Annotated in this window: 17 protein-coding genes; 14 read left to right on the plus strand and 3 right to left on the minus strand. The window is 71.5% G+C overall.

The window, feature by feature from the left end; genetic code table 11:
* Positions 1-64: 64 nt before the first annotated feature.
* From OV207_RS32755 to OV207_RS32770, 4 genes are read left to right on the plus strand one after another with little or no spacing between them, the layout of a single operon-like run.
* Complete coding sequence (locus OV207_RS32755) at positions 65-679, plus strand: hypothetical protein (RefSeq protein ID WP_193346848.1); 615 nt, start codon at positions 65-67, stop codon at positions 677-679.
* Between the two features lie 40 nt (positions 680-719).
* Positions 720-2,237 (plus strand): acetyl-CoA carboxylase biotin carboxylase subunit, encoded by a 1,518-nt coding sequence (locus tag OV207_RS32760; protein WP_267559003.1) that lies wholly within the window; start codon positions 720-722, stop codon positions 2,235-2,237.
* A gap of 44 nt (positions 2,238-2,281) precedes the next feature.
* Entirely contained in the window at positions 2,282-2,791 is a 510-nt protein-coding gene (locus OV207_RS32765) for a biotin/lipoyl-containing protein (RefSeq protein ID WP_193346846.1), read from the plus strand.
* Between the two features lie 47 nt (positions 2,792-2,838).
* Positions 2,839-3,360, plus strand: coding sequence for a YfbM family protein (locus OV207_RS32770; RefSeq protein ID WP_267559004.1), 522 nt, complete (start codon positions 2,839-2,841; stop codon positions 3,358-3,360).
* A 13-nt stretch (positions 3,361-3,373) separates the two neighbouring features.
* Here OV207_RS32770 and OV207_RS32775 read toward each other — a convergent pair whose 3' ends face one another.
* Positions 3,374-4,162, minus strand: a complete 789-nt coding sequence (locus OV207_RS32775; protein ID WP_267559005.1) for a TSUP family transporter — start codon at positions 4,160-4,162, stop codon at positions 3,374-3,376.
* An 84-nt stretch (positions 4,163-4,246) separates the two neighbouring features.
* Between OV207_RS32775 and OV207_RS32780 the strand changes: the two genes are divergently transcribed.
* From OV207_RS32780 to OV207_RS32810, 7 genes are all read left to right on the plus strand, one after another.
* Positions 4,247-5,059 carry a hypothetical protein gene (locus tag OV207_RS32780; protein ID WP_193346843.1) on the plus strand — a complete coding sequence of 271 codons (813 nt, stop codon included), beginning with the start codon at positions 4,247-4,249 and terminating at the stop codon, positions 5,057-5,059.
* A gap of 108 nt (positions 5,060-5,167) precedes the next feature.
* Positions 5,168-7,678 carry a DnaJ domain-containing protein gene (locus tag OV207_RS32785; RefSeq protein ID WP_267559006.1) on the plus strand — a complete coding sequence of 837 codons (2,511 nt, stop codon included), beginning with the start codon at positions 5,168-5,170 and terminating at the stop codon, positions 7,676-7,678.
* A gap of 72 nt (positions 7,679-7,750) precedes the next feature.
* A complete protein-coding gene (gene yhbY / locus OV207_RS32790; protein ID WP_193346841.1) occupies positions 7,751-8,107 on the plus strand; it encodes a ribosome assembly RNA-binding protein YhbY in 357 nt (118 codons plus the stop codon).
* Positions 8,108-8,291: 184 nt separating this feature from the next.
* Positions 8,292-8,510, plus strand: coding sequence for a hypothetical protein (locus OV207_RS32795; RefSeq protein ID WP_267559380.1), 219 nt, complete (start codon positions 8,292-8,294; stop codon positions 8,508-8,510).
* Entirely contained in the window at positions 8,507-9,394 is an 888-nt protein-coding gene (locus OV207_RS32800; protein WP_267559008.1) for a hypothetical protein, read from the plus strand. Before OV207_RS32795 ends, OV207_RS32800 begins: the two co-directional genes overlap by 4 nt.
* Positions 9,395-9,498: 104 nt before the next feature.
* Complete coding sequence (locus OV207_RS32805) at positions 9,499-10,398, plus strand: hypothetical protein (RefSeq protein ID WP_267559009.1); 900 nt, start codon at positions 9,499-9,501, stop codon at positions 10,396-10,398.
* A gap of 102 nt (positions 10,399-10,500) precedes the next feature.
* Positions 10,501-11,619 (plus strand): alpha/beta fold hydrolase, encoded by a 1,119-nt coding sequence (locus tag OV207_RS32810; RefSeq protein WP_193346838.1) that lies wholly within the window; start codon positions 10,501-10,503, stop codon positions 11,617-11,619.
* On the opposite strand, the gene OV207_RS32815 is transcribed toward OV207_RS32810, so the two are convergent.
* Both OV207_RS32815 and OV207_RS32820 read right to left on the minus strand, forming a co-directional pair.
* On the minus strand, positions 11,597-12,787 hold the full coding sequence (locus OV207_RS32815; RefSeq protein WP_267559010.1) for a metallophosphoesterase: 1,191 nt from the start codon (positions 12,785-12,787) through the stop codon (positions 11,597-11,599). The two genes, OV207_RS32810 and OV207_RS32815, sit on opposite strands and share 23 nt — an antisense overlap.
* 85 nt (positions 12,788-12,872) lie before the next feature.
* Complete coding sequence (locus OV207_RS32820; protein ID WP_267559012.1) at positions 12,873-13,430, minus strand: Uma2 family endonuclease; 558 nt, start codon at positions 13,428-13,430, stop codon at positions 12,873-12,875.
* Between the two features lie 231 nt (positions 13,431-13,661).
* Here OV207_RS32820 and OV207_RS32825 point away from each other — a divergent pair, with 231 nt between their 5' ends.
* The 3 genes from OV207_RS32825 (at position 13,662) to OV207_RS32835 (ending at position 18,327) form a co-directional block, all read left to right on the plus strand.
* Positions 13,662-14,684 carry an NADP-dependent oxidoreductase gene (locus OV207_RS32825; RefSeq protein ID WP_267559014.1) on the plus strand — a complete coding sequence of 341 codons (1,023 nt, stop codon included), beginning with the start codon at positions 13,662-13,664 and terminating at the stop codon, positions 14,682-14,684.
* Between the two features lie 164 nt (positions 14,685-14,848).
* Entirely contained in the window at positions 14,849-16,963 is a 2,115-nt protein-coding gene (locus tag OV207_RS32830) for a catalase (RefSeq protein WP_267559017.1), read from the plus strand.
* A gap of 86 nt (positions 16,964-17,049) precedes the next feature.
* Positions 17,050-18,327, plus strand: a complete 1,278-nt coding sequence (locus OV207_RS32835; protein WP_267559019.1) for a dicarboxylate/amino acid:cation symporter — start codon at positions 17,050-17,052, stop codon at positions 18,325-18,327.
* Position 18,328 lies beyond the last annotated feature (1 nt).

Here is an 18,328-nt window from a genome sequence, read left to right on the forward strand (position 1 = left end):
GACACTTCTGGAAATTCTCGGGTAACGCCGGGGCTTTCACGGGGCCACCCAAGGAGCCCCCCGCGTGTCCCAGCAGCGACGCCTTGTCCTCTTCCTCTCTGACGTCGAAGGTAACCTCACCGCCCTGCGTCAGACGCTCAAGGGCGTGTGCGAGGGCCTGGACCTGCCCACCCCGGAGGTGAAGTGGGTGGAGGCCCGCCCGGACGCGCTCGCCGACGGTGGCTGGCACGTGGCGGAGATCCCGCTCGTGTCCGGCAAGACGTCCGGCAAGGTGTCCTCCCCCGAGGAGCACCTGGACGCGATGACGCAGGCCCTGTCCAAGGACTTCCGCGACCGCTCCATGGGCATGTACGTGGACCGCGAGCACAGCTACGCCCGCGTCTGCATGGCCGCCCCCAGCCGGCCGCCCAAGGCCATGGAGGGCGAGTACCTGGACGTGCTGCGGCAGGCCGCGCGCTGGCTGGACGTGGAGACCACGACCCTGGCCCGGCTCTTCAGCGGGAACGCGGCGCGCAACCTGCTGGCCGCCGCGGTGGACTTCGGCCCGGACGGCAAGCCGGTGGAGGCCCCCGCCCACCCGCCCCAGCCCCCGGAGCCGGACGAGGACGACCGCTTCGTGGAGGCGAAGCTCGCCCAGGCGAAGCTGCTGATGGACCAGTACCTCAACCTGCGCAAGTAGGGGCGGGCAAACAGGGGCGCCCCATGGTACAGGGGCCCCCATGCCCAAAATCCGCAAAGTGCTCGTCGCCAATCGCGGCGAGATCGCCATCCGGGTAATGCGCACCTGCAAGGAACTCGGCATCGCCACGGTGGCCGTGTATTCCGAAGCGGATCGCTCCGCGCTCCATGTCCGCACCGCCGACCAGGCCTTCCTCGTCGGGCCCCCGCCCTCCCGGGAGAGCTACCTGGTCCAGGAGCGCATCCTGGAGGTCGCGAAGCAGTCCGGCGCGGACGCCATCCACCCCGGCTACGGCTTCCTCTCCGAGAACGCGTCCTTCGTGCGCGCCTGCGAGAAGGCGGGCATCACCTTCATCGGTCCGCCCGCCGCCGCCATGGACGCCATGGGCGAGAAGACCCGCGCGCGCGCCAACATGATCCAGGCGGGCGTGCCCGTCGTCCCCGGGTCCACCGAACCCATCAAGACGCCCGAGGAAGCGCGCGAGTACGCGCAGAAGATCGGCTTCCCCATCATGCTCAAGGCCGCCGGCGGCGGCGGCGGCAAGGGCATGCGCCGGGTGGAGGGCCTGCACGACTTCGACTCCGCGTGGCGCTCCGCCAAGAGCGAGGCGATGAGCTCCTTCGGCAACGACTCGGTCTACATCGAGAAGTACCTGGAGAAGCCCCACCACGTCGAAATCCAGATCTTCGCCGACCAGTACGGCAACACCATCCACCTGAACGAGCGCGAGTGCTCCGCGCAGCGCCGTCACCAGAAGGTGGTGGAGGAGACGCCCAGCCCCATCCTCACGCCGGAGCTGCGCGCGAAGATGGGCGAGGTCGCGGTGAAGGCGGCCAAGGCCGTCAACTACGTGGGCGCCGGGACGGTGGAGTTCCTCGTCGACGTGCACCGCAACTTCTACTTCCTGGAGATGAACACCCGGCTCCAGGTGGAGCACCCGGTGACGGAGTGGGTCACGGGCCTGGACCTGGTCGCCATGCAGATCCGCGCCGCCGAGGGAGCGAAGCTGCCCCTCTTCGAGGCCCCGGAGCCGCGCGGCCATGCCATCGAAGTGCGCGTGTACGCGGAAGACCCCGCGCGCAACTTCATGCCCAGCCCCGGGAAGATCACGTCCCTGCGCGTGCCGGGCGGCCCCAACGTGCGGGATGACTCGGGCGTGTTCGCGGGCTTCACGGTGCCCAACGTCTACGACCCCATGATCTCCAAGCTGTCCGTGTGGGCGCCCACGCGCGCGGAGGCCATCGCGCGGGCGAAGCGGGCGCTGTCCGAGTACGTGGTGAAGGGCATCACCACCAACATCCGCTACCTGCACGGCATCCTGTCGCACCCGGAGTTCGTGGGCGGCGACTACGACACCAGCTTCCTCACGCGCGAGCACACGGCGCTGCTGGGCACGGAGGACACCGGCCTGAGCGAGGTGGCGCTGCTGGCGAGCACGCTGCACGCGTTCCAGCGCGACCAGAAGCGCGCGAAGACGCTGCCGTCGGGCGCGGGCGGCGGCGCGGGCAACGGCCGCGTCAGCCCGTGGCGTCTGGCGCTGAAGAGCCGCCGCCGCTGAAGCCCTCTTTCCTAGCGCAAGCCTTTCGGAAGGACCCTTTCCCCATGCGTTACTTCACGAAGCAGCAGGGCCAGAAGGAAGCGGTGGCGGTGGACCTGGAGTCCCTGGGCCAGGACCGCTACCGGCTCACGTTGAATGGCAGGACGTACCAGGTGGACGCGCTGTCCGTGGAGCAGGGCACGCTGTCGCTGCTGGTGGACGGCCAGTCGTACAACGTCGAGTTCGAGGAGAACGGCGACGAGATCGGCACCCTGGTGCGCGGTCAGGTCAACCGCGTGGACGTGGCGGACGAGCGCAAGCTGCGGATGCGCGCGGCGGCCGGCAGCTTCTCTGTCGAAGGCAGGCAGACCATCCTGGCGCCCATGCCCGGCAAGGTCGTGAAGGTGCTGGTCAAGGTTGGTGACGAGGTCACCGAAGGCCAGGGGCTCGTGGTCGTGGAGGCCATGAAGATGGAGAACGAGCTCAAGAGCCCCAAGGCCGGCAAGGTGACGGAGGTCTTCGCGAAGGAAGGCACCGCCGTGGAGAACAACGCGAAGCTCGTCGTGGTGGAGTAGCCCCGCCCGTTTCCCTTCGCACCGCGCAGCCCCGAGGTCGACGCCCCATGGACATGCTCTGCACGCTGCGCAGCGCCACCGAGACGCAGCTCCAGGCCCTGCGAAAGGCCCCCAAGCAGCTGGAGGCCTTCCTGGAGGACGAGGAGGACTTCGGCGACGCGAAGGGCGCGGCGTTCCTGGAGCTGGACATCGGCGAGGCGTGGCACGGCCTCCAGTTCCTGCTCACCGGCACCGCGTGGGAGGGCACCCCGCCCCTGGACTTCCTGGTGCGCGGCGGCGAGGACGTGGGCGACATCCCGTCCGACGAAGGCACCGCGCGCGTGTTCGACCCGGCCGGGGTGAAGGCCCTGGCGGAGGCCCTCAAGAAGGTGTCCGAGGACACGCTGCGCCAGCGCTTCGATCCGGCGCGGCTCCAGGCGGAGGACATCTACCCCGGCACCTGGGAGGAGGAGGAGCCCACGGAGGACGTGGATCCCCTGGAGGAGTTGCTCTCCTACTTCGTGGAGCTGCGGAAGTTCACCGCCGCCGTGGCGAAGCGCGGCCACGGGCTGCTCGTGCACATCGGCTGAAGGCTGCCGCCCGTCAGGTGGCCGTCCAGGTCCCCCACACGTCGTGCCCCAGCTTCACCACCAGCGCGGCCACCACGCCCAGAACGACGACGCGCACCAGCTTGTCGCCGCCCTTCACCGCCACGTGCGCGCCCAGCCACGCGCCGGTGAACTGCGCGGCGGCCATGGGCAGCGCCACCTTCCACAGCACCACGCCCTTGAGCGCGAAGAGCGCCACGGACGCCAGGTTGGAGGCGAAGTTCACCACCTTCGCGTCCGCGGACGCCCGCGCCAGCCCGTGCCCCAGCAGCGACGAGAAGGCCACGATGAGGAAGGTGCCGGTGCCCGGGCCGAAGAAGCCGTCATAGGTCCCGATGACCAGCGCGATGAGCGCGCCAATGGCCTGCGCGCGGGGCCGGGGTGAGGGCTCCACGCCGTCGCGCTTCGGCGGCGTGCGGCGGAAGGCGAGGAACACCGCCACCGCGATGAGCAGCACCAGCACCAACGGCTTGAGCACCTCCGGGCGCACCAGCAGCACCAGCGCCGCGCCGCCGAACGCGCCCAGGAGGCCGAAGGGGAACGCCACGCGCGCCAGCTTCCTGTCCACGAGCCCCGCGCGCGCGAAGCGCGCCAGCGCCGCGCCCGAGCCGAACACGGACTGGCCCTTGTTGGTGCCCAGCGCGAGGTGCGCGGGAAAGCCCGCCGTCAGCAGCGCCGGCAGCGTGATGAGCCCGCCGCCTCCGGCGATGGCGTCCACGAAGCCCGCGCTCAACGCGGCAAGACACAGCAGCCCCAGCTTCAACGCGCCGACGTCCAGGTCCACGGAAGGGCCCGCCTCCTCGACGCGGGTGGCGCCCGCTTATCACCCTTACTTGCGCGCGGTCGAAGCTTGGGGGTCAATGCGACCATGCTCGTGACCCTGATGACCGTGCTGGCGCTGACGCTGGCCGCGCCGCCCTCCCCGCCTGACGCGTCCACCGCCGCGTGCCGCGCTGTCGACGGCCATGTGTCCTGTGGCTATGCGTGCAAGTCGGATGGACAGCGGGTGCGGTGCGCGAAGACGCTCCAGGGCCGCTGTACGGTCATCGACGGGCAGGCGTCCTGCTTCGACCCGCCCGCCTACGTGGTGAAGGCCTACGGCGACGCGCTGCCGGAGCCGGAGTGCAAGACCATCGACGGGGTGGTGGGCTGCGGCTACGGGTGCGTCACCGACTTCGGCAAGGTGAAGTGCGCCCGGACGCCCGCTGGCGTGTGCAAGAGCCAGAGCGGCAACGTGACGTGCTTCGACCCGCCCGCCGCGGTGTTCGCGGTGTACGGCAAGCAGGTGCCGCGCGCGCAGTGCATCAGCAACGGCGTGCAGATGGCGTGCGGCTTCAACTGCGTGAACGCCGGCGAAGGCGTGCGCTGCGCGAAGACGCCCGTGGGCGTGTGCAAGGCCCAGAACGGCGGCCTCACCTGCTTCGACCCGACGCCTGCGGCGATGTGCGCGTGGGGCCGGGACCTGCCGACGCCCCAGTGCAAGCAGGGCGAGACGGGCCCGGTGTGCGGCTTCAACTGCACCGCGGCCTACGGCAAGGTGGCGTGCTCGGGCACCCCGGCGGGCATGTGCAAGGTGTTCGACAGCGAGGTGCACTGCTTCGACCCGCCCGCCGAGCAGCAGGCCGACGCGGCGTGTCTGGCGAGCGTGGGACTGGCCGCCATGGATGGCGCCACGCCTTGATTCGACACCCGCCGGCTCGCGCCAGATGGGCGCGCGCTTGGACCTTCGTGGCGGCGGCGGTAAAATTGCGCCATCCCGGCAGCGTCGGGAATGGGAGCAGGACGGCACATGGCGGAGGGTGAGGTCCGGCAGTACTGGGTCCGCAACGATCGAGGCACCACGTGGGGGCCGCTGACCGCGCCCACCATCGAGCTGCTCATCGACAGTGGCGCCATCCAGGGCAGGATCCAGGTCTCCAACGACGGCCTGCAGTTCGCCTTCCCCTGGCGGTTTCCGGAGGTGCGGGACGTCTTCCCCCGGGAGCTGTGGGGAGACGGCGCGCCCGCGTCGCTGGTGCAGTCCGCGCCCATCGCCCCGCCGCCTCCGCCCGGCCCGGTCGCGCAGTCGCCCGTGGCGGGTCCGGTGGCCGCCCCCATGGCGGGCCCGGGGGCCATGAACGCGCCGCGAGCGGGACCGCCCCCCACGGCCGGTCCCGGCGCGATGCGAGGCCCGGCGCCGTCGGTTCGCGCGGGCGTCGACGCGGCGGGGCGACCCATCGCCACGCACGCCGCCGGCCCCGGCGCGCCGCCCCGTCCGGGAGCGCCGGCCGGAGTGCCCTCCGCGGCGGCCCGTCCCGCCGCGCCTCCGCAGCCCGCGCCCCCCCAGGATGACGGCTCCAACACGGTGCCGCCCCAGGGCCAGCTCCAGCAGTGCTCGCCGGTGCAGCTCTACGGCCGCATCGCGGCGGGGGAACACACGGGCCTGCTGACGCTGGGACTCGTGGACCGCACGCTGTGGATCCACTTCCGCAAGGGCAACCCGGAGTTCGTGGACTCGTCGCACGCGGAGGACGGGCTGGGCGTGTCGCTGCTGGCCGCGCGGCTGCTGACGGCCGACCAGCTCCAGCAGGCGGAGGGCTCTCGCGAGCGCTTTGGCGGGGAGCTGCTCTCCGCGCTCTTCGGGCTGGGCATCCTCCAGCCGGCCACGGCCTTCACCCAGCTGGCGCAGCGGGGCCTGGGGTTGCTGGGCAAGGCGCTGCGCGCGGAGTCCGGCACGTTCACGTTCGAGGCGCGCGACCTGCCCTCGCAGAAGGCGATGCCGCTGGGCAACCGCTGGGCCGTGCTCAGCGACCAGGTGCGCCGCATCCCGACGGCGGACCTCAAGCGCCGGCTCGCGCACGTCCTCCCGATGCCCATCATGAAGTCCGGGGGACGGGTGGCGGCCAGCGAGCTGCGCCTGACGCCGCATGAGGTGCGCGCGCTCGCGTTCATCGACGGGGTGCGTTCGCTGGGGCAGCTCCTCCAGGACGTCCCGCAGGACGCGGAGCACCTGCTGCGCATCGCCTTCCTGCTCAAGGAGCTGAACGGGGTGTCGTTCGCGGCGGTCACGCGCACGCAGACGGCCCCCCCGCCACCGGCCGCCACCGGCCCCACGCCCGCCGCCGCGAGGCCCGCCGGCCCCGTTCCGCCGCAGGGTGCTGCCCCGGGTGGAGCGCCCGCCGCCGCGAGGCCCGCCGGTGCCGCGCCGCCGCCGGGTGCGGTGCCCGGTGGACCGCCTGCCGCCGCGCAGCCCGCGCGCCCGGTTGCGCCTGTCGCGGGCCCCGGGGTTCCCGTCGCCGGCCCGGTTGCGCCTGTCGCGGGCCCCGGGGTTCCCGTCGCTGGCCCGGGTGCGCCTGTCGCGGGCCCCGGTGCCGCGCCCCGCGCTCCAGGTGCTCCCACCGGCGCCGCCCCCATGGCGGGCCCCGGAGCCGCCCCCCGTGCCCCGGGGGCTCCCGCCGGCGCCGCCCCCATGGCGGGTCCCGGCGCCGCCCCCCGTCCTCCAGGGGCTCCCACCGGAGCCGCCCCCACGGCGGGCCCGGGCGCGGCACGGCCGCCCGTCGCGGGCCCGGGTGCCCGCCCCGCTCCGCCCGTCGTCGGCGCTCCGGCCCAGGCGGCCCCGGCCGCGTCGGCCAACACGCCCGGCGCCGAGGAGCTGCCCGCGCTGCGCGCGCTCGCCGTGACCCTGAAGGGGCAGAACCACTTCCAGCGGCTCGGCCTCACCGAACAGACCGACGGCGGCGCGGTGAAGGTGGCCTACTTCCGCATGGCCAAGCTCTACCACCCGGACACCCTGCCCCAGGGCGCGCCGCCGGAGCTGGAGAAGCTCAAGGCGGAGGTGTTCGCGTACATCGGCGACGCCTACCGGACGCTCACGGACGACAAGAGCCGCGCGACCTACCTGGAGGAGCTCAAGAGCGGCGGCGGCGACGGCGTGGACATCCAGGCCATCCTCCAGGCCGAGGAGCTCTTCCAGAAGTCCTGCATCCTGGTGAAGGCCCGCAAGTACCCCGAAGCGGTGAAGATGCTCAACGACGCCATCGCCCTCAACGCGGAGGAGCCGGAGTTCTTCGCGTGGCGAGGCTACGCCCGCTTCCTCGCCTCCCCGGACAAGAAGGCCGCCCAGCCGGAGGCGTTCCGGGAAATCCAGGCTGCCATCAAGAAGAACGAGCGCATGGCCCCCGCCCACTACTTCCTGGGCGTCATCGCCAAGCTGTGCGGCGACGCCGGCGGGGCCCTCAAGCACTTCAAACGCACGGTCGAGCTGCAACCCGACCACATCGACGCGATGCGGGAAGTCCGCATGGCGGCCCAAAAGAAGTAGGGTGCGCCCCTTTTCGCCGGTCCGGGTCCCTTCCAGGCCCCGGACCCCGCGCCCTTCTCAAGGAGACACCCCATGCCCCTCACCGGGAAAGAACGCCGCCACCTGCGGGCCCTCGGCCACCACCTGGAGCCGGTGGTCCTCGTCGGCCAGTCCGGCGTCACCGAGGGCGTCATCGCCGCCGTCGAGCAGGCGCTGAACGACCACGAGCTCATCAAGGTGAAGATCAACGAAGGCCCGGAAGGGCGTCACGAAGTCGCTGACCGCATCGCCGCGGACACCGGCTCGGATCTCGCGCAGCTGCTCGGCCGCACCGCCCTCTTCTTCAAGCGGCGCAAGCTGAAGTCCCGCTTCGAGGACATCCTCAAGGGCCCCCACGAGCCCAAGGCCGTCGCCAAGCCGGCCGAAGAGAAGAAGCCGCGCCGCCGTTAGTCGCACCGTTTTCCAGAGGTCGCGGGGAATACAGCCCAGCCCGAGCATTTTGTGCGGGCTTGAGCACCGCCGGCCCCTCGCGCCGGTCTGCAACAGTCCCTACGCTGTGGGTCTCCCCCCGGAGGTGACGTTGCAGACCCCCTCGTCCGTCCCCCCCACCGCTTCAGGTTGGCAAGACGTGCTGATGCGCCACCTGGAGCCCCTGCTGGGCGGGTTCACCGCGAAGATGGCCATCCAGACCGCCTCGCTGCGGGCCCTGAAGCGTCCCCCCGAACAGGTGGGCCTGCAGGAGCTGCCGCTGCTGCTGGAGGGCCTCAAGCCCATGCTGAACACCTTCATCGGAGCCCTGCACACGAAGGTCATCCTCACGGAGTTCGCCACGGCCATGGAGAAGCTGCGATGAGCCCCTCTTCCTCCCCGGGCCGTCCGTCCGGGTCGGTGGCCCCCTGGCTGGGCGCCGTCGCGGTGCTGCAGCTGGTCCACCTCACCGCGGTGGCCACGTCGCTCCAGGATCCGCACCGCCTGTCGCTCGTGGGCGACGCGGCCGGCTGGACCGTGGGCCTGCTCGCGGTGCTGGGCACGCTGGCGGCGGCGCTGTCGTTCGCGCCCGGCGACTACCTGCGCCGCGTGTGGGGCCTGCTGACGGTGGGCGCGGGGCTGTCGTTGATCAGCACGGCGCTGCGCAGCTACTGGATGCACGCGGTGCCGGACGTGCCGTTCGTGGACTCGCCGCTGCTGCCCGTGCGCATGGTCGTCGTGGTGCTGGCCAACGTGAGCACCACGTTCGCGCTGGTGATGCTGGCGCGCACCTACCAGCAGTCGGGCCTGCAACCCCCGTCCGGCTCCCGCGCGACCCTCCTGTGGGCCGTGGCGGCGGTGTCCGCGCTCGTCGTGGGCGGGCCGGCGCTCGTCACCGCGATGGGCCACCTGGGCAAGGACTTCGCGTCCACGTGCACGGCCATCATCGCGCTCGCGTCCACGCTGGCGGACATGACGACCATCCTGCTCGTCGCGCCCATCCTGCGCGTCGCGTACATGCTGCGCGGAGGACGGCTGGCCTGGGTGTGGTGGGCCATGGGCGCGTCCGGCGCGGTGTGGCTCTTCTACGACGCGCGCGAATGGCTGGGGATGGTGCTGCCCGGCAACCCGGCCGAAACGGTGGAGCTGCTGCGCACGCTGCGCACCTCGGGGCTCGCGATGCTGGGGCTCGCCGGGTGGTTGCAGCGCTCCGCCCTCGCCGCGTCCCAGCGTGATGCGCGCGCCGCGACCGCCGTCTCCCCGAGCTGACACTTCCCGGAGTGATGCGGGCCGTCCTGTCCTGGGAATTCGCGCATCCCAGGGCATGAGGGGAGACTGGGGCCTCCCCACGCATCCCCAACGAGGCCCGCCCCATGCGACTTCCCCTGCGGTACCTGCTCGCGGCCACCGTCGTGCTCGGTGGTTGCAGGACGACGCCCGAGGCACCGACGACGCCCGAGGCACCGGCGACGTCCGAAGCACCGACGACGAAGCCGCGCGTGGACTGTGGTCCCACCATCCCCGGCATGGAGGCGGTGCTCAAGCCCTCGGCCTTCGTCGTGCTGGGGGAGATCCACGGCACGCAGGAGGCCCCCGCCTTCGCCACGCGGCTGGCGTGTCATGCGGCGGCCACGGGACAGCCGGTGCGCCTGGCCCTGGAGCTGCCCGTGGAGGAGCAGCCGCGCCTGGACGCCTGGCTCGCGAAGCAGGACGGCGACGCCCGCGAGCTGACCGACAGCGCCTTCTGGCGCCGCGAGGTGCAGGACGGCCGCAGCAGCGAGGCCATGAAGCAGCTGCTGGTGCGCGTGCGGGACTTGCGACACGCGGGGCTGCCGCTCCAGGTGCTGGCGTTCGACCCGGGCGGCAAGGAGCGGGACACCACCATGGCCGACCAGCTCCGCGCGGCGCGCAGCGAGGCGCGCGCGGACACCTTCATCGTGCTGGTGGGCAACCTGCACGCGCGCCGCGACGTGGGCGCGCCCTGGAACCCGTCGCTGGAGTTCATGACGCACCGGCTGCTCCAGGCGGAGCCCGGGCTGGTGGCGCTCGACATCGCCCCGGAGGGAGGCTCCGCTTGGATCTGCCGGGGCATGACGGCGGACACCTGCGGCCAGCAGTCCCTGCGCAGCCGGGGCACGGCGCAGCCCCCTGGCATCTCCCTCCAGAAGAGCGCTGACGCCCCGGACCGCTACGACGGCAGCTACTCCGTGGGGGCGCTGAGCGCCTCACCGCCCGCGCTCGATGCCAGCACCGCGACGCCCGCGCCGCGTTAGCGCCAGGTGTCGTCTGCCCGCCCCCACGCCCTTCCGGAGTGGGCGCGGGCCCCCGCACCGCGCTACACGTCGCGCTCCATTTTCGGAGGACGAGGGCCCACCATGCTCGCACGCACCTGGCGCGGGGTGACGAAGGCGGAAGACGCCGACGCCTACCTCACCTATCTCCATCAGACGGGCCTCACGCACTACCGGCGCACGCCGGGCAACCTGGCCGCGTACTGCCTGCGCAAGGTGGAGGACGGCCGCGCGGAGTTCCTGCTCGTCACCCTCTGGGAGTCCATGGACGCGGTGAAGCGCTTCGCGGGCGACACGCCCGAGCGCGCCATCTTCTTTCCGGAGGATGACCGCTACCTCATCGACCGCGACGAGCACGTCACCCACTACGAGGTCCCCTTCGCGGAGGGCCAGGCCTTCGTGGGCCACCGCGTCCGCTTCGACGACTTCCGCGTCGCAGGGCCCACGGGGGACCTGCGGCTGGTGGACACCGGCGGCGGCGGGAAGACGCTGCCCGTCCTCTTCGTGCACGGGCTCGCGGGCAACGCCTCCCACTGGCAGGCGCAGTTGGAGCACCTGGCCGCCGCGGGCCGGCGGGGCATCGCGCTGGAGCTGCGCGGACACGGCGGCTCCACGTTCCCGGAGCCGGAGGACTACACGCTGGAGTCGCTGGCGGGAGACATCTCCGGCGTCGTGCGCGCGCTGGGCCTGCGCCGCTTCGTGCTCGTGGGACACAGCATCAGCGCCGGGGTGGCCCTGGCGTACGCGGGGGAGAATCCCCGCCAGGTGGCGGGCCTGTTCCTGGTGGATCCGATGACGGACGCCCGGAGGATCCCCGACCCCCAGCGCGAGGCCTTCCTCGCCTCGTGCGACGCGCCGGACGTGGCGCAGGCCCTGCGGCAGGACTGGGCGGAGTCGGCCGGCCCCCGGGCGGACGTGCGCGAGCAGCTCCTCGCGGACCTGGAGGCCACCCCGCTGCCCGCGGTGGTGGCGACCCGGCGCGCCTGGGCGGACTTCGACCTGACGGCCGCGCTCGGGCGCTATCCGGGCCCGAAGTTCTCGCTCGTCGCGCCGGACAACGACACGCCGCGAAGCCTCCACCGGCTGGCCGAGGGCATCCCGCACCAGGTGGTGGAGGGCGCCGGACATTGGATCCAACTGGACCATCCGGACGCGGTCAACGCGGCGCTGGACGCGTTCCTCACGAAGTCAGCACCAGCTTGACCAGCTCCGGGGGGCTGCCCAGCCGCATCGGTGGCCCCCAGAAGCCGCAGCCCCGGCTGACGTAGATGTGGGAATCGTCGTGCTGGTAGTGGCCGGCGGAGTGCTCCCAGCTCAACCCGATGAGGGCCGTCATGGGGAACAGCTGGCCGCCGTGGGTGTGGCCTGAAATCTGGAGGTCCACGCCCTGCTTCGCGGCGACCTTGAAGTTGGCGGGCTGGTGCGCGAGCAGCACCGCGGCGCGCTCCGGATCCCTCCCGGCGAGCGCCATGTCCAGGTCATAGCCCTTCTGGCGCAGGCGCCGTCCGCCGTGCCAGTCGTCCACGCCCACCAGGTCGAACGTGCCGCCCGCGTCCCCGATGCTCACGCGCTGGTTGCGCAGCGACGTGATGTCCAGCGAGCGCAGGTACGCCACCCACGCGTCGGCACCGGAGGAATAGTCATGGTTGCCGGTGACGAAGAAGCGCCCATAGCGGGCCTGGAGGTTGCCGAGCGCCGCGACGTGGCCGCCCAGCCGGGGCACGCTGCCGTCCACCAGGTCCCCGGTGATGGCCACCAGGTCCGGCTTCAGCGCGTTGGCCCGCCGCACCAGCTCATCCATGAAGCGGCGCTGGATGAAGGGCCCGACGTGCAGGTCGGTGAGCTGCACGATGCTCAACCCCTCCAGCGCGCGGGGCAGCCGGGGGATGCGCACCACCAGCTCCGTCACCTCCGGCGCGGTGAACGCGCGCCAGCTCCCGTAGCCGGCAAGGCCCCCACCCAGCACGAGCGCGCCACCCGCCGTGGCCTGGGAGAGGAAGCGCCGCCGCTCCACGTCCACGTCGGGCGTGGGCGGAGGCACGGACGCGCGGGCCGCCTCCGGACGAAGCCGCCGGCCCAGCGCCAGCAGGGCCCGGCCCACATCGAGCCCGCCCAACGCCAGCACGAGACACAGCGCGATGCCCATCCACGAATAGGACACCAGCTCCACGACGTCGCCCGGGGCCTCCGGAAGCGTGCGGTGCAGGTAGCGGCGGGCCACCAGCACCAGCGTCATCACGCCCAGCACCACAGCGGCGAAGAGCCGGGGCAGGCGGCGCGGGGTGAGGTTCCACACGAGCCGCCAGAACAGATACAGGTGCCCCAGGAGCGCACCCAGGGCGATGAGCAGTGAGAACGGAGACAACGACATGGCGCCAAGCCTTGCGCGCCACGGGCCTCCGCGCACCTGAATCCATCCGCGCCCGGTCGCCTGCTGTCCACGACGAACGCCCCGCTCAGTGGGGTTCGTCCCAGAGGAAGCCCAGGTCCAACGCCAGCACCTCGAAAGGCTCGGCATGGACGGGGCCGAGCCCGGAGTGGGTGGCGAGCAGGGTGTAGCGGCCCGCCTCCAACCGCAGCACCTCCAGCGTGCGCGACCTCGGGTCGATGAACCAGACGTGCCGCACGCCTTCACGCGCGTAGACCGGCAATTTCACCTTCCGGTCCAGGGCCCGCGTCGACGGTGACAGCACCTCACAGAGCCAGTCCGGCGCCAGGGTGAAGGCCGTCGCATCGGGCACCCTGGGCACCCTTTCGCGTCGCCAGCCCGCGAGGTCCGGGACGAGGACGTCGTCTCCCAGATGGAGCTCGGGCTCGCTCAGGATGAGCCACCCGCCGGGCCCACCCACTCCCAGGCTGAACGGCCCACCCAGGGCCGCCATCAGCATCGAAGCCGCCGCGGCATGGGGCAGCGCAGGCCGTGGGCTTGCATACAGCTCCCCCGCGACAAGCTCCCCCACGACATGCGCGGGGAGCGCCTCCAGATCCGCATAGGTCGCGGGCTTCTTCGCCATGGACTCTCCCCTGCCTTCGCCGCCCATCACTCTATCCATGAACGCCAGGGGTAGCACGCCCGTCTGACGTGCCAGGGCGTCCGCCGCAGCCCCTACCCTCCACGTCTTTCCGGGAAGCAATCCCTTTCCGGCAGCCGACATCCCCTCCCAATTCCCTGCCCGTGTCCTCCACCGCGGTTAAGAGCCCGCCTCCCGGCACCGCACGCCGGCCCATCTCCAAGGAGACACCCCATGGCGCAGCCCCTCAAGGGACGTGAAGTCCACCTGAAGTCCCGCCCGAAGGGAGAGCCCACGCAGGAGAACTTCGAGCTCGTGGAGGCCGCCGTCCCCGAACCCACCGAGGGCCAGGTGCTGGTGCGCAACCACTTCATGTCGGTGGACCCGTACATGCGCGGCCGCATGAACGACGCGAAGTCCTACGTGCCCCCCTTCAAGCTGGGCGAGGTGCTGGACGGCGGCAGCGTGGGACAGGTCGTCCGCTCGCGCTCCCCCGACCTGAAGGAGGGCGACTTCGTCGTCGGCGGCACGGGCGGCTGGCGCGAGTACGCCGTGGCCCCCGCGAAGCACTACCAGAAGGTGGATCCGTCCGTGGGCCCGCTGCCCGCGTACCTGGGCGTGCTCGGGATGCCGGGCATGACGGCCTACGTGGGCCTGCTCGACATCGGCCAGCCGGTCTCCGGTGAGACGGTCTTCGTGTCCGGGGCGGCCGGCGCGGTGGGCGGCGTCGTGGGAGAGCTGGCGCGCATCAAGGGCTGCCGCGTGGTGGGCAGCGTCGGCTCGGACGCGAAGGTGAAGCACCTGCGCGAGAAGCTGAAGTTCGACGACGCCATCAACTACAAGTCCGGCCCGGTGGCCGAGTCCCTCGCGAAGGCGTGCCCGGACGGCATCGACGTCTTCTTCGACAACGTGGGCGGCGAACACCTGGAGGCCGCGCTGGGCCTGATGAAGAACCACGGCCGCATCGTCCTGTGCGGCGCCGTCTCCCAGTACAACGCCACCGCCCCCACGCCCGGTCCGCGCAACCTGGCGCTCGCCGTGGGCAAGCGCCTCAAGCTCCAGGGCTTCATCGTCTCCGACCACGGCAACCGCCGCGCGGACTTCCTGCGCGACATGGGCGGCTGGCTGCGCGAGGGCAAGGTGTCCGACGTGTCCACCGTCGTGGACGGCCTGGACAAGGCGCCCGACGCCTTCATCGGCATGCTGCGCGGGGACAACACCGGGAAGATGCTCGTGCGCCTGGTCAAGGACGCTTGAGGGGGCTGCCGAAGGCCGCCTGACGCTCGCTGGCCAACGTCCGGAACGAACGCCATCGAACAAGTCCGCCGCGCTTCGTCCTGCACCTCGCAGACGGAGCGCGGGGAACGCGCGGCGCTCGCGGCGTCGGGCAGGGTGCACCTCCCCTTGAAGGAGGCAGCACGTTGAGTTCACAGAAGCAGCCGGACGCGGTGCACATCGACGAGAAGAGCAAGGACGCGCAGCTCGCGAAGGATCGCTCGGAGCCCACGGGCAACTTCCTCACCACGGATCAAGGCATCCGCGTCGAGCACACCGACGACTCGCTCAAGGTCGGCGCGCGCGGCCCCACGCTGCTGGAGGACTTCCACTTCCGGGAGAAGATGACCCGCTTCGACCACGAGCGGATCCCCGAGCGCGTCGTCCACGCGCGCGGCTCGGCGGCGCACGGCTACTTCCAGCCCTATGAGTCCCAGGCGAAGTACACCCGGGCGAAGTTCCTCCAGGACCCCAAGAAGAAGACGCCGGTGTTCGTGCGCTTCTCCACCGTCGCGGGCTCGCGCGGCTCCGCGGACACCGTGCGCGACGTGCGCGGCTTCGCGGTGAAGTTCTACACGGAGGAAGGCAACTTCGACCTCGTGGGCAACAACATCCCCGTCTTCTTCATCCAGGACGGCATCAAGTTCCCGGACGTCGTCCACGCCGCCAAGCCGGAGCCCCACCACGAGATGCCCCAGGCGGCGACGGCCCACGACTCCTTCTGGGACTTCGTGTCGCTCGTCCCGGAAACCCTGCACATGATCATGTGGACCATGTCCGACCGCGCCATCCCGCGCAGCTACCGGATGATGCAGGGCTTCGGCGTCCACACCTTCCGCCTCGTGGACGACAAGAACGTCGCGCGGTTCGTGAAGTTCCACTGGAAGCCGCTCCTGGGCACGCACTCGCTCGTCTGGGACGAGGCCCAGAAGCTGGCGGGCAAGGACCCGGACTTCCACCGACGGGACCTGTTCGAGGCCATCGAACAGGGGGACTTCCCCGAATACGAGCTGGGCTTCCAGATCGTGGAGGAAGCGGACGCGCAGAAGCTGGGCGTGGACCTGCTGGACGCGACGAAGATCATCCCGGAGGAGGTCGCCCCGGTGATTCCCGTGGGCAAGCTCACGCTGGACCGCAACCCGACGAACTTCTTCGCGGAGACGGAGCAGGTCGCCTTCTGCGTCGCGAACATCGTGCCGGGCATCGACTTCACGGATGACCCGCTGATGCAGGCGCGGCTCTTCTCCTACCTGGACACGCAGCTGACGCGCCTGGGCGGGCCGAACTTCGCGGAGATTCCCATCAACCGTCCGCTGGCGCCGGTGCACAACCACCAGCAGGACGGCTTCAGCCGGCACACGAGCAACGTGGGCCGGGCCAACTACTTCCCGAACTCGCTGGGCGGCGGCTGCCCCTTCCTCGCGTCCCAGCAGCAGGGCGGCTTCGTGCACACGCCGGAGCAGGTGAGCGGGCAGAAGCTGCGCGCGCGCCCGGAGTCCTTCAAGGACCACTACAGCCAGGCCGCGCTCTTCTTCCGCAGCCTCTCCGCGCCGGAGCAGGAGCACCTCATCGACGCCTGCCGCTTCGAGCTGGGCAAGGTGGAGACCCGCGCCATCCAGGAGCGCGTGCTGGAGCACTTCGCGAAGATTGACGCCCTGCTGGTGACGGCCGTGGCGGAAGGGCTGGGCCTGCCCGCCCCCAAGGCCGCGCCCGTCACCCCCAAGGGCCCGCCCGCGTCCAAGGCCCTGAGCATGGAGGCCATGAAGCTCATGACGCCCCCGTCCATCAAGACCCGCAAGGTCGCCGCGCTGGTCGCGGACGGCGTGGACGCGGACGAGCTCATGGCGGTGCGCAAGGAGCTGGAGGCCCAGGGCGCCCAGCTCAAGGTCATCGCCAAGCGCCTGGGCACGGTGAAGGCCTCCAACGGCAAGGACGTGGCGGTGGACAAGAGCGCCATGACCACCACCTCCGTGGAGTACGACGCCGTCTTCATCCCCGGCGGCGCCGCCAGCGTCGCGACGCTCAAGAAGGACGGCGAGTCGCGCCACTTCGTGCAGGAGGCCTACCTGCACTGCAAGACGGTGGGCGCGTCCAAGGACGCCGACGACGTGCTCAAGGCCTGCGAAATCACACCCGCCGCGCCCGGTGTCGTCTCCGGCAGCATCGTGGGCAATGGGGCCGCGCTGGCCACGGCGTTCGCCCAGGCCATCGCGAAGCACCGGCACTGGGACCGCAAGGACCACGACCGCGTCCCGGCCTGAGCCGGGGGGCAGCACGCAGGCACGGCACACGGGACGCGAGCCGGTTAGGGTCTCGCGGTCCCACCGTGTGTGAGAGGTGTCGCGCGATGAATCCCTGGGCCCGCTGGTTCCGCATCCCCTTCTGGCAGCGCGTCCTGGGCGCCTTCGTCCTGGGCGCCCTGGCCGGCTGGGCGCTGGGCGACAGGGCGGGCGTGTGGCTCCAGCCGCTGGGCACGCTCTACGTCCAGCTCATCCGGATGATCGCCACGCCGCTGGTCTTCTTCGCCGTCATCCACGCGGTGTCCGCGCTGCGCGGCCAGAAGAGCATGGCGAAGCTGGGGGGCCGCACCTTCCTCTGGTTCGCCCTCACCGCCGCCATGGCCGTGGGCGTGGGCCTGGGCACCGCCGCCCTCACCCAGCCGGGCGTGGGCGTGGGCCAGCTCCAGCCGGCCACCGACTTCAAGCCCCGCCAGGTGCCCGGCCCGGTGCAGGTGCTGCTGGACGTGGTGCCCACCAACCCCTTCGCCGCGCTGGCGGAGGGCAAGATGCTCCAGGTCATCTTCTTCGCGGGGCTCGTGGGCTTCGCGCTGGTGAAGCTGGGCGAGCGCACCGCGCGCCTGCGCGAGCTGGTGGGCCAGGCCAGCGAGGCGATGATTCAGGTCACCCGCTTCGTGCTGGAGTTGACGCCGCTGGGCACCTTCGGCCTCATCGCCGCGCTGGTGGGCACCTACGGCTTCGAACGGCTGCTGCCCCTCGGCACCTTCGTGCTCACGCTGTACCTGGCGTGCGCGCTGCACGTCGTCTTCGTGTACGGAGGCCTGCTGCTCGCGCACGGGCTCAACCCGCTGCGCTTCTTCCGGGGCGCCGCGCCCGCCATGCAGGTGGCGTTCGTCAGCTCCTCCAGCTTCGCGTCCATGCCGGTGGCCCTGCGCAGCGTCACCCACAACCTGGGCGTCAACCGCGACTACGCGGCGTTCGCGGTGCCCCTGGGCGCCACCATCAAGATGGACGGCTGCGGGGCCATCTACCCGGCCATGACGTCGCTCTTCATCGCGCAGTACTTCGGCCTGTCGCTGTCCGCGCCCCAGCTCTTCATCATCCTGCTGGCGTCGGTGCTGGGCAGCTTCGGCACCGCGGGCGTCCCGGGCACCGCGGTGGTGATGACCACCGTGGTGCTGAGCGCCGCGGGGCTGCCGCTGGAGGGCCTGGGCTACCTGCTCGCCATCGACCGGGTGCTGGACATGATGCGCACCCTCACCAACGTCACCGGGCAGATGCTGGTGCCGGTGCTCGTGGCGCGCGAGGAGGGTCTGCTGGACCTGGACGTCTACAACCGCGCGTCCACCAACGTGGGGCTGGAGGAGCCTCCAGCGCCCACGACCTGAG

The sequence above is a fragment of the Corallococcus sp. BB11-1 genome, from assembly GCF_026626625.1.
Taxonomy (GTDB): Bacteria; Myxococcota; Myxococcia; order Myxococcales; family Myxococcaceae; genus Corallococcus; species Corallococcus soli.

What these genes read in the sequence shown, in the direction of transcription:
- OV207_RS32760 (WP_267559003.1), top strand. Translation starts at nt 720, where the DNA reads ATGCCCAAAATCCGCAAAGTGCTCGTCGCCAATCGCGGCGAGATCGCC.
- OV207_RS32765 (WP_193346846.1), top strand. Translation starts at nt 2,282, where the DNA reads ATGCGTTACTTCACGAAGCAGCAGGGCCAGAAGGAAGCGGTGGCGGTG.
- OV207_RS32770 (WP_267559004.1), top strand. Translation starts at nt 2,839, where the DNA reads ATGGACATGCTCTGCACGCTGCGCAGCGCCACCGAGACGCAGCTCCAG.
- OV207_RS32780 (WP_193346843.1), top strand. Translation starts at nt 4,247, where the DNA reads ATGCTCGTGACCCTGATGACCGTGCTGGCGCTGACGCTGGCCGCGCCG.
- OV207_RS32785 (WP_267559006.1), top strand. Translation starts at nt 5,168, where the DNA reads ATGGCGGAGGGTGAGGTCCGGCAGTACTGGGTCCGCAACGATCGAGGC.
- yhbY (WP_193346841.1), top strand. Translation starts at nt 7,751, where the DNA reads ATGCCCCTCACCGGGAAAGAACGCCGCCACCTGCGGGCCCTCGGCCAC.
- OV207_RS32795 (WP_267559380.1), top strand. Translation starts at nt 8,292, where the DNA reads ATGCGCCACCTGGAGCCCCTGCTGGGCGGGTTCACCGCGAAGATGGCC.
- OV207_RS32800 (WP_267559008.1), top strand. Translation starts at nt 8,507, where the DNA reads ATGAGCCCCTCTTCCTCCCCGGGCCGTCCGTCCGGGTCGGTGGCCCCC.
- OV207_RS32805 (WP_267559009.1), top strand. Translation starts at nt 9,499, where the DNA reads ATGCGACTTCCCCTGCGGTACCTGCTCGCGGCCACCGTCGTGCTCGGT.
- OV207_RS32810 (WP_193346838.1), top strand. Translation starts at nt 10,501, where the DNA reads ATGCTCGCACGCACCTGGCGCGGGGTGACGAAGGCGGAAGACGCCGAC.
- OV207_RS32815 (WP_267559010.1), bottom strand. Translation starts at nt 12,787, where the DNA reads ATGTCGTTGTCTCCGTTCTCACTGCTCATCGCCCTGGGTGCGCTCCTG.
- OV207_RS32820 (WP_267559012.1), bottom strand. Translation starts at nt 13,430, where the DNA reads ATGGCGAAGAAGCCCGCGACCTATGCGGATCTGGAGGCGCTCCCCGCG.
- OV207_RS32825 (WP_267559014.1), top strand. Translation starts at nt 13,662, where the DNA reads ATGGCGCAGCCCCTCAAGGGACGTGAAGTCCACCTGAAGTCCCGCCCG.
- OV207_RS32835 (WP_267559019.1), top strand. Translation starts at nt 17,050, where the DNA reads ATGAATCCCTGGGCCCGCTGGTTCCGCATCCCCTTCTGGCAGCGCGTC.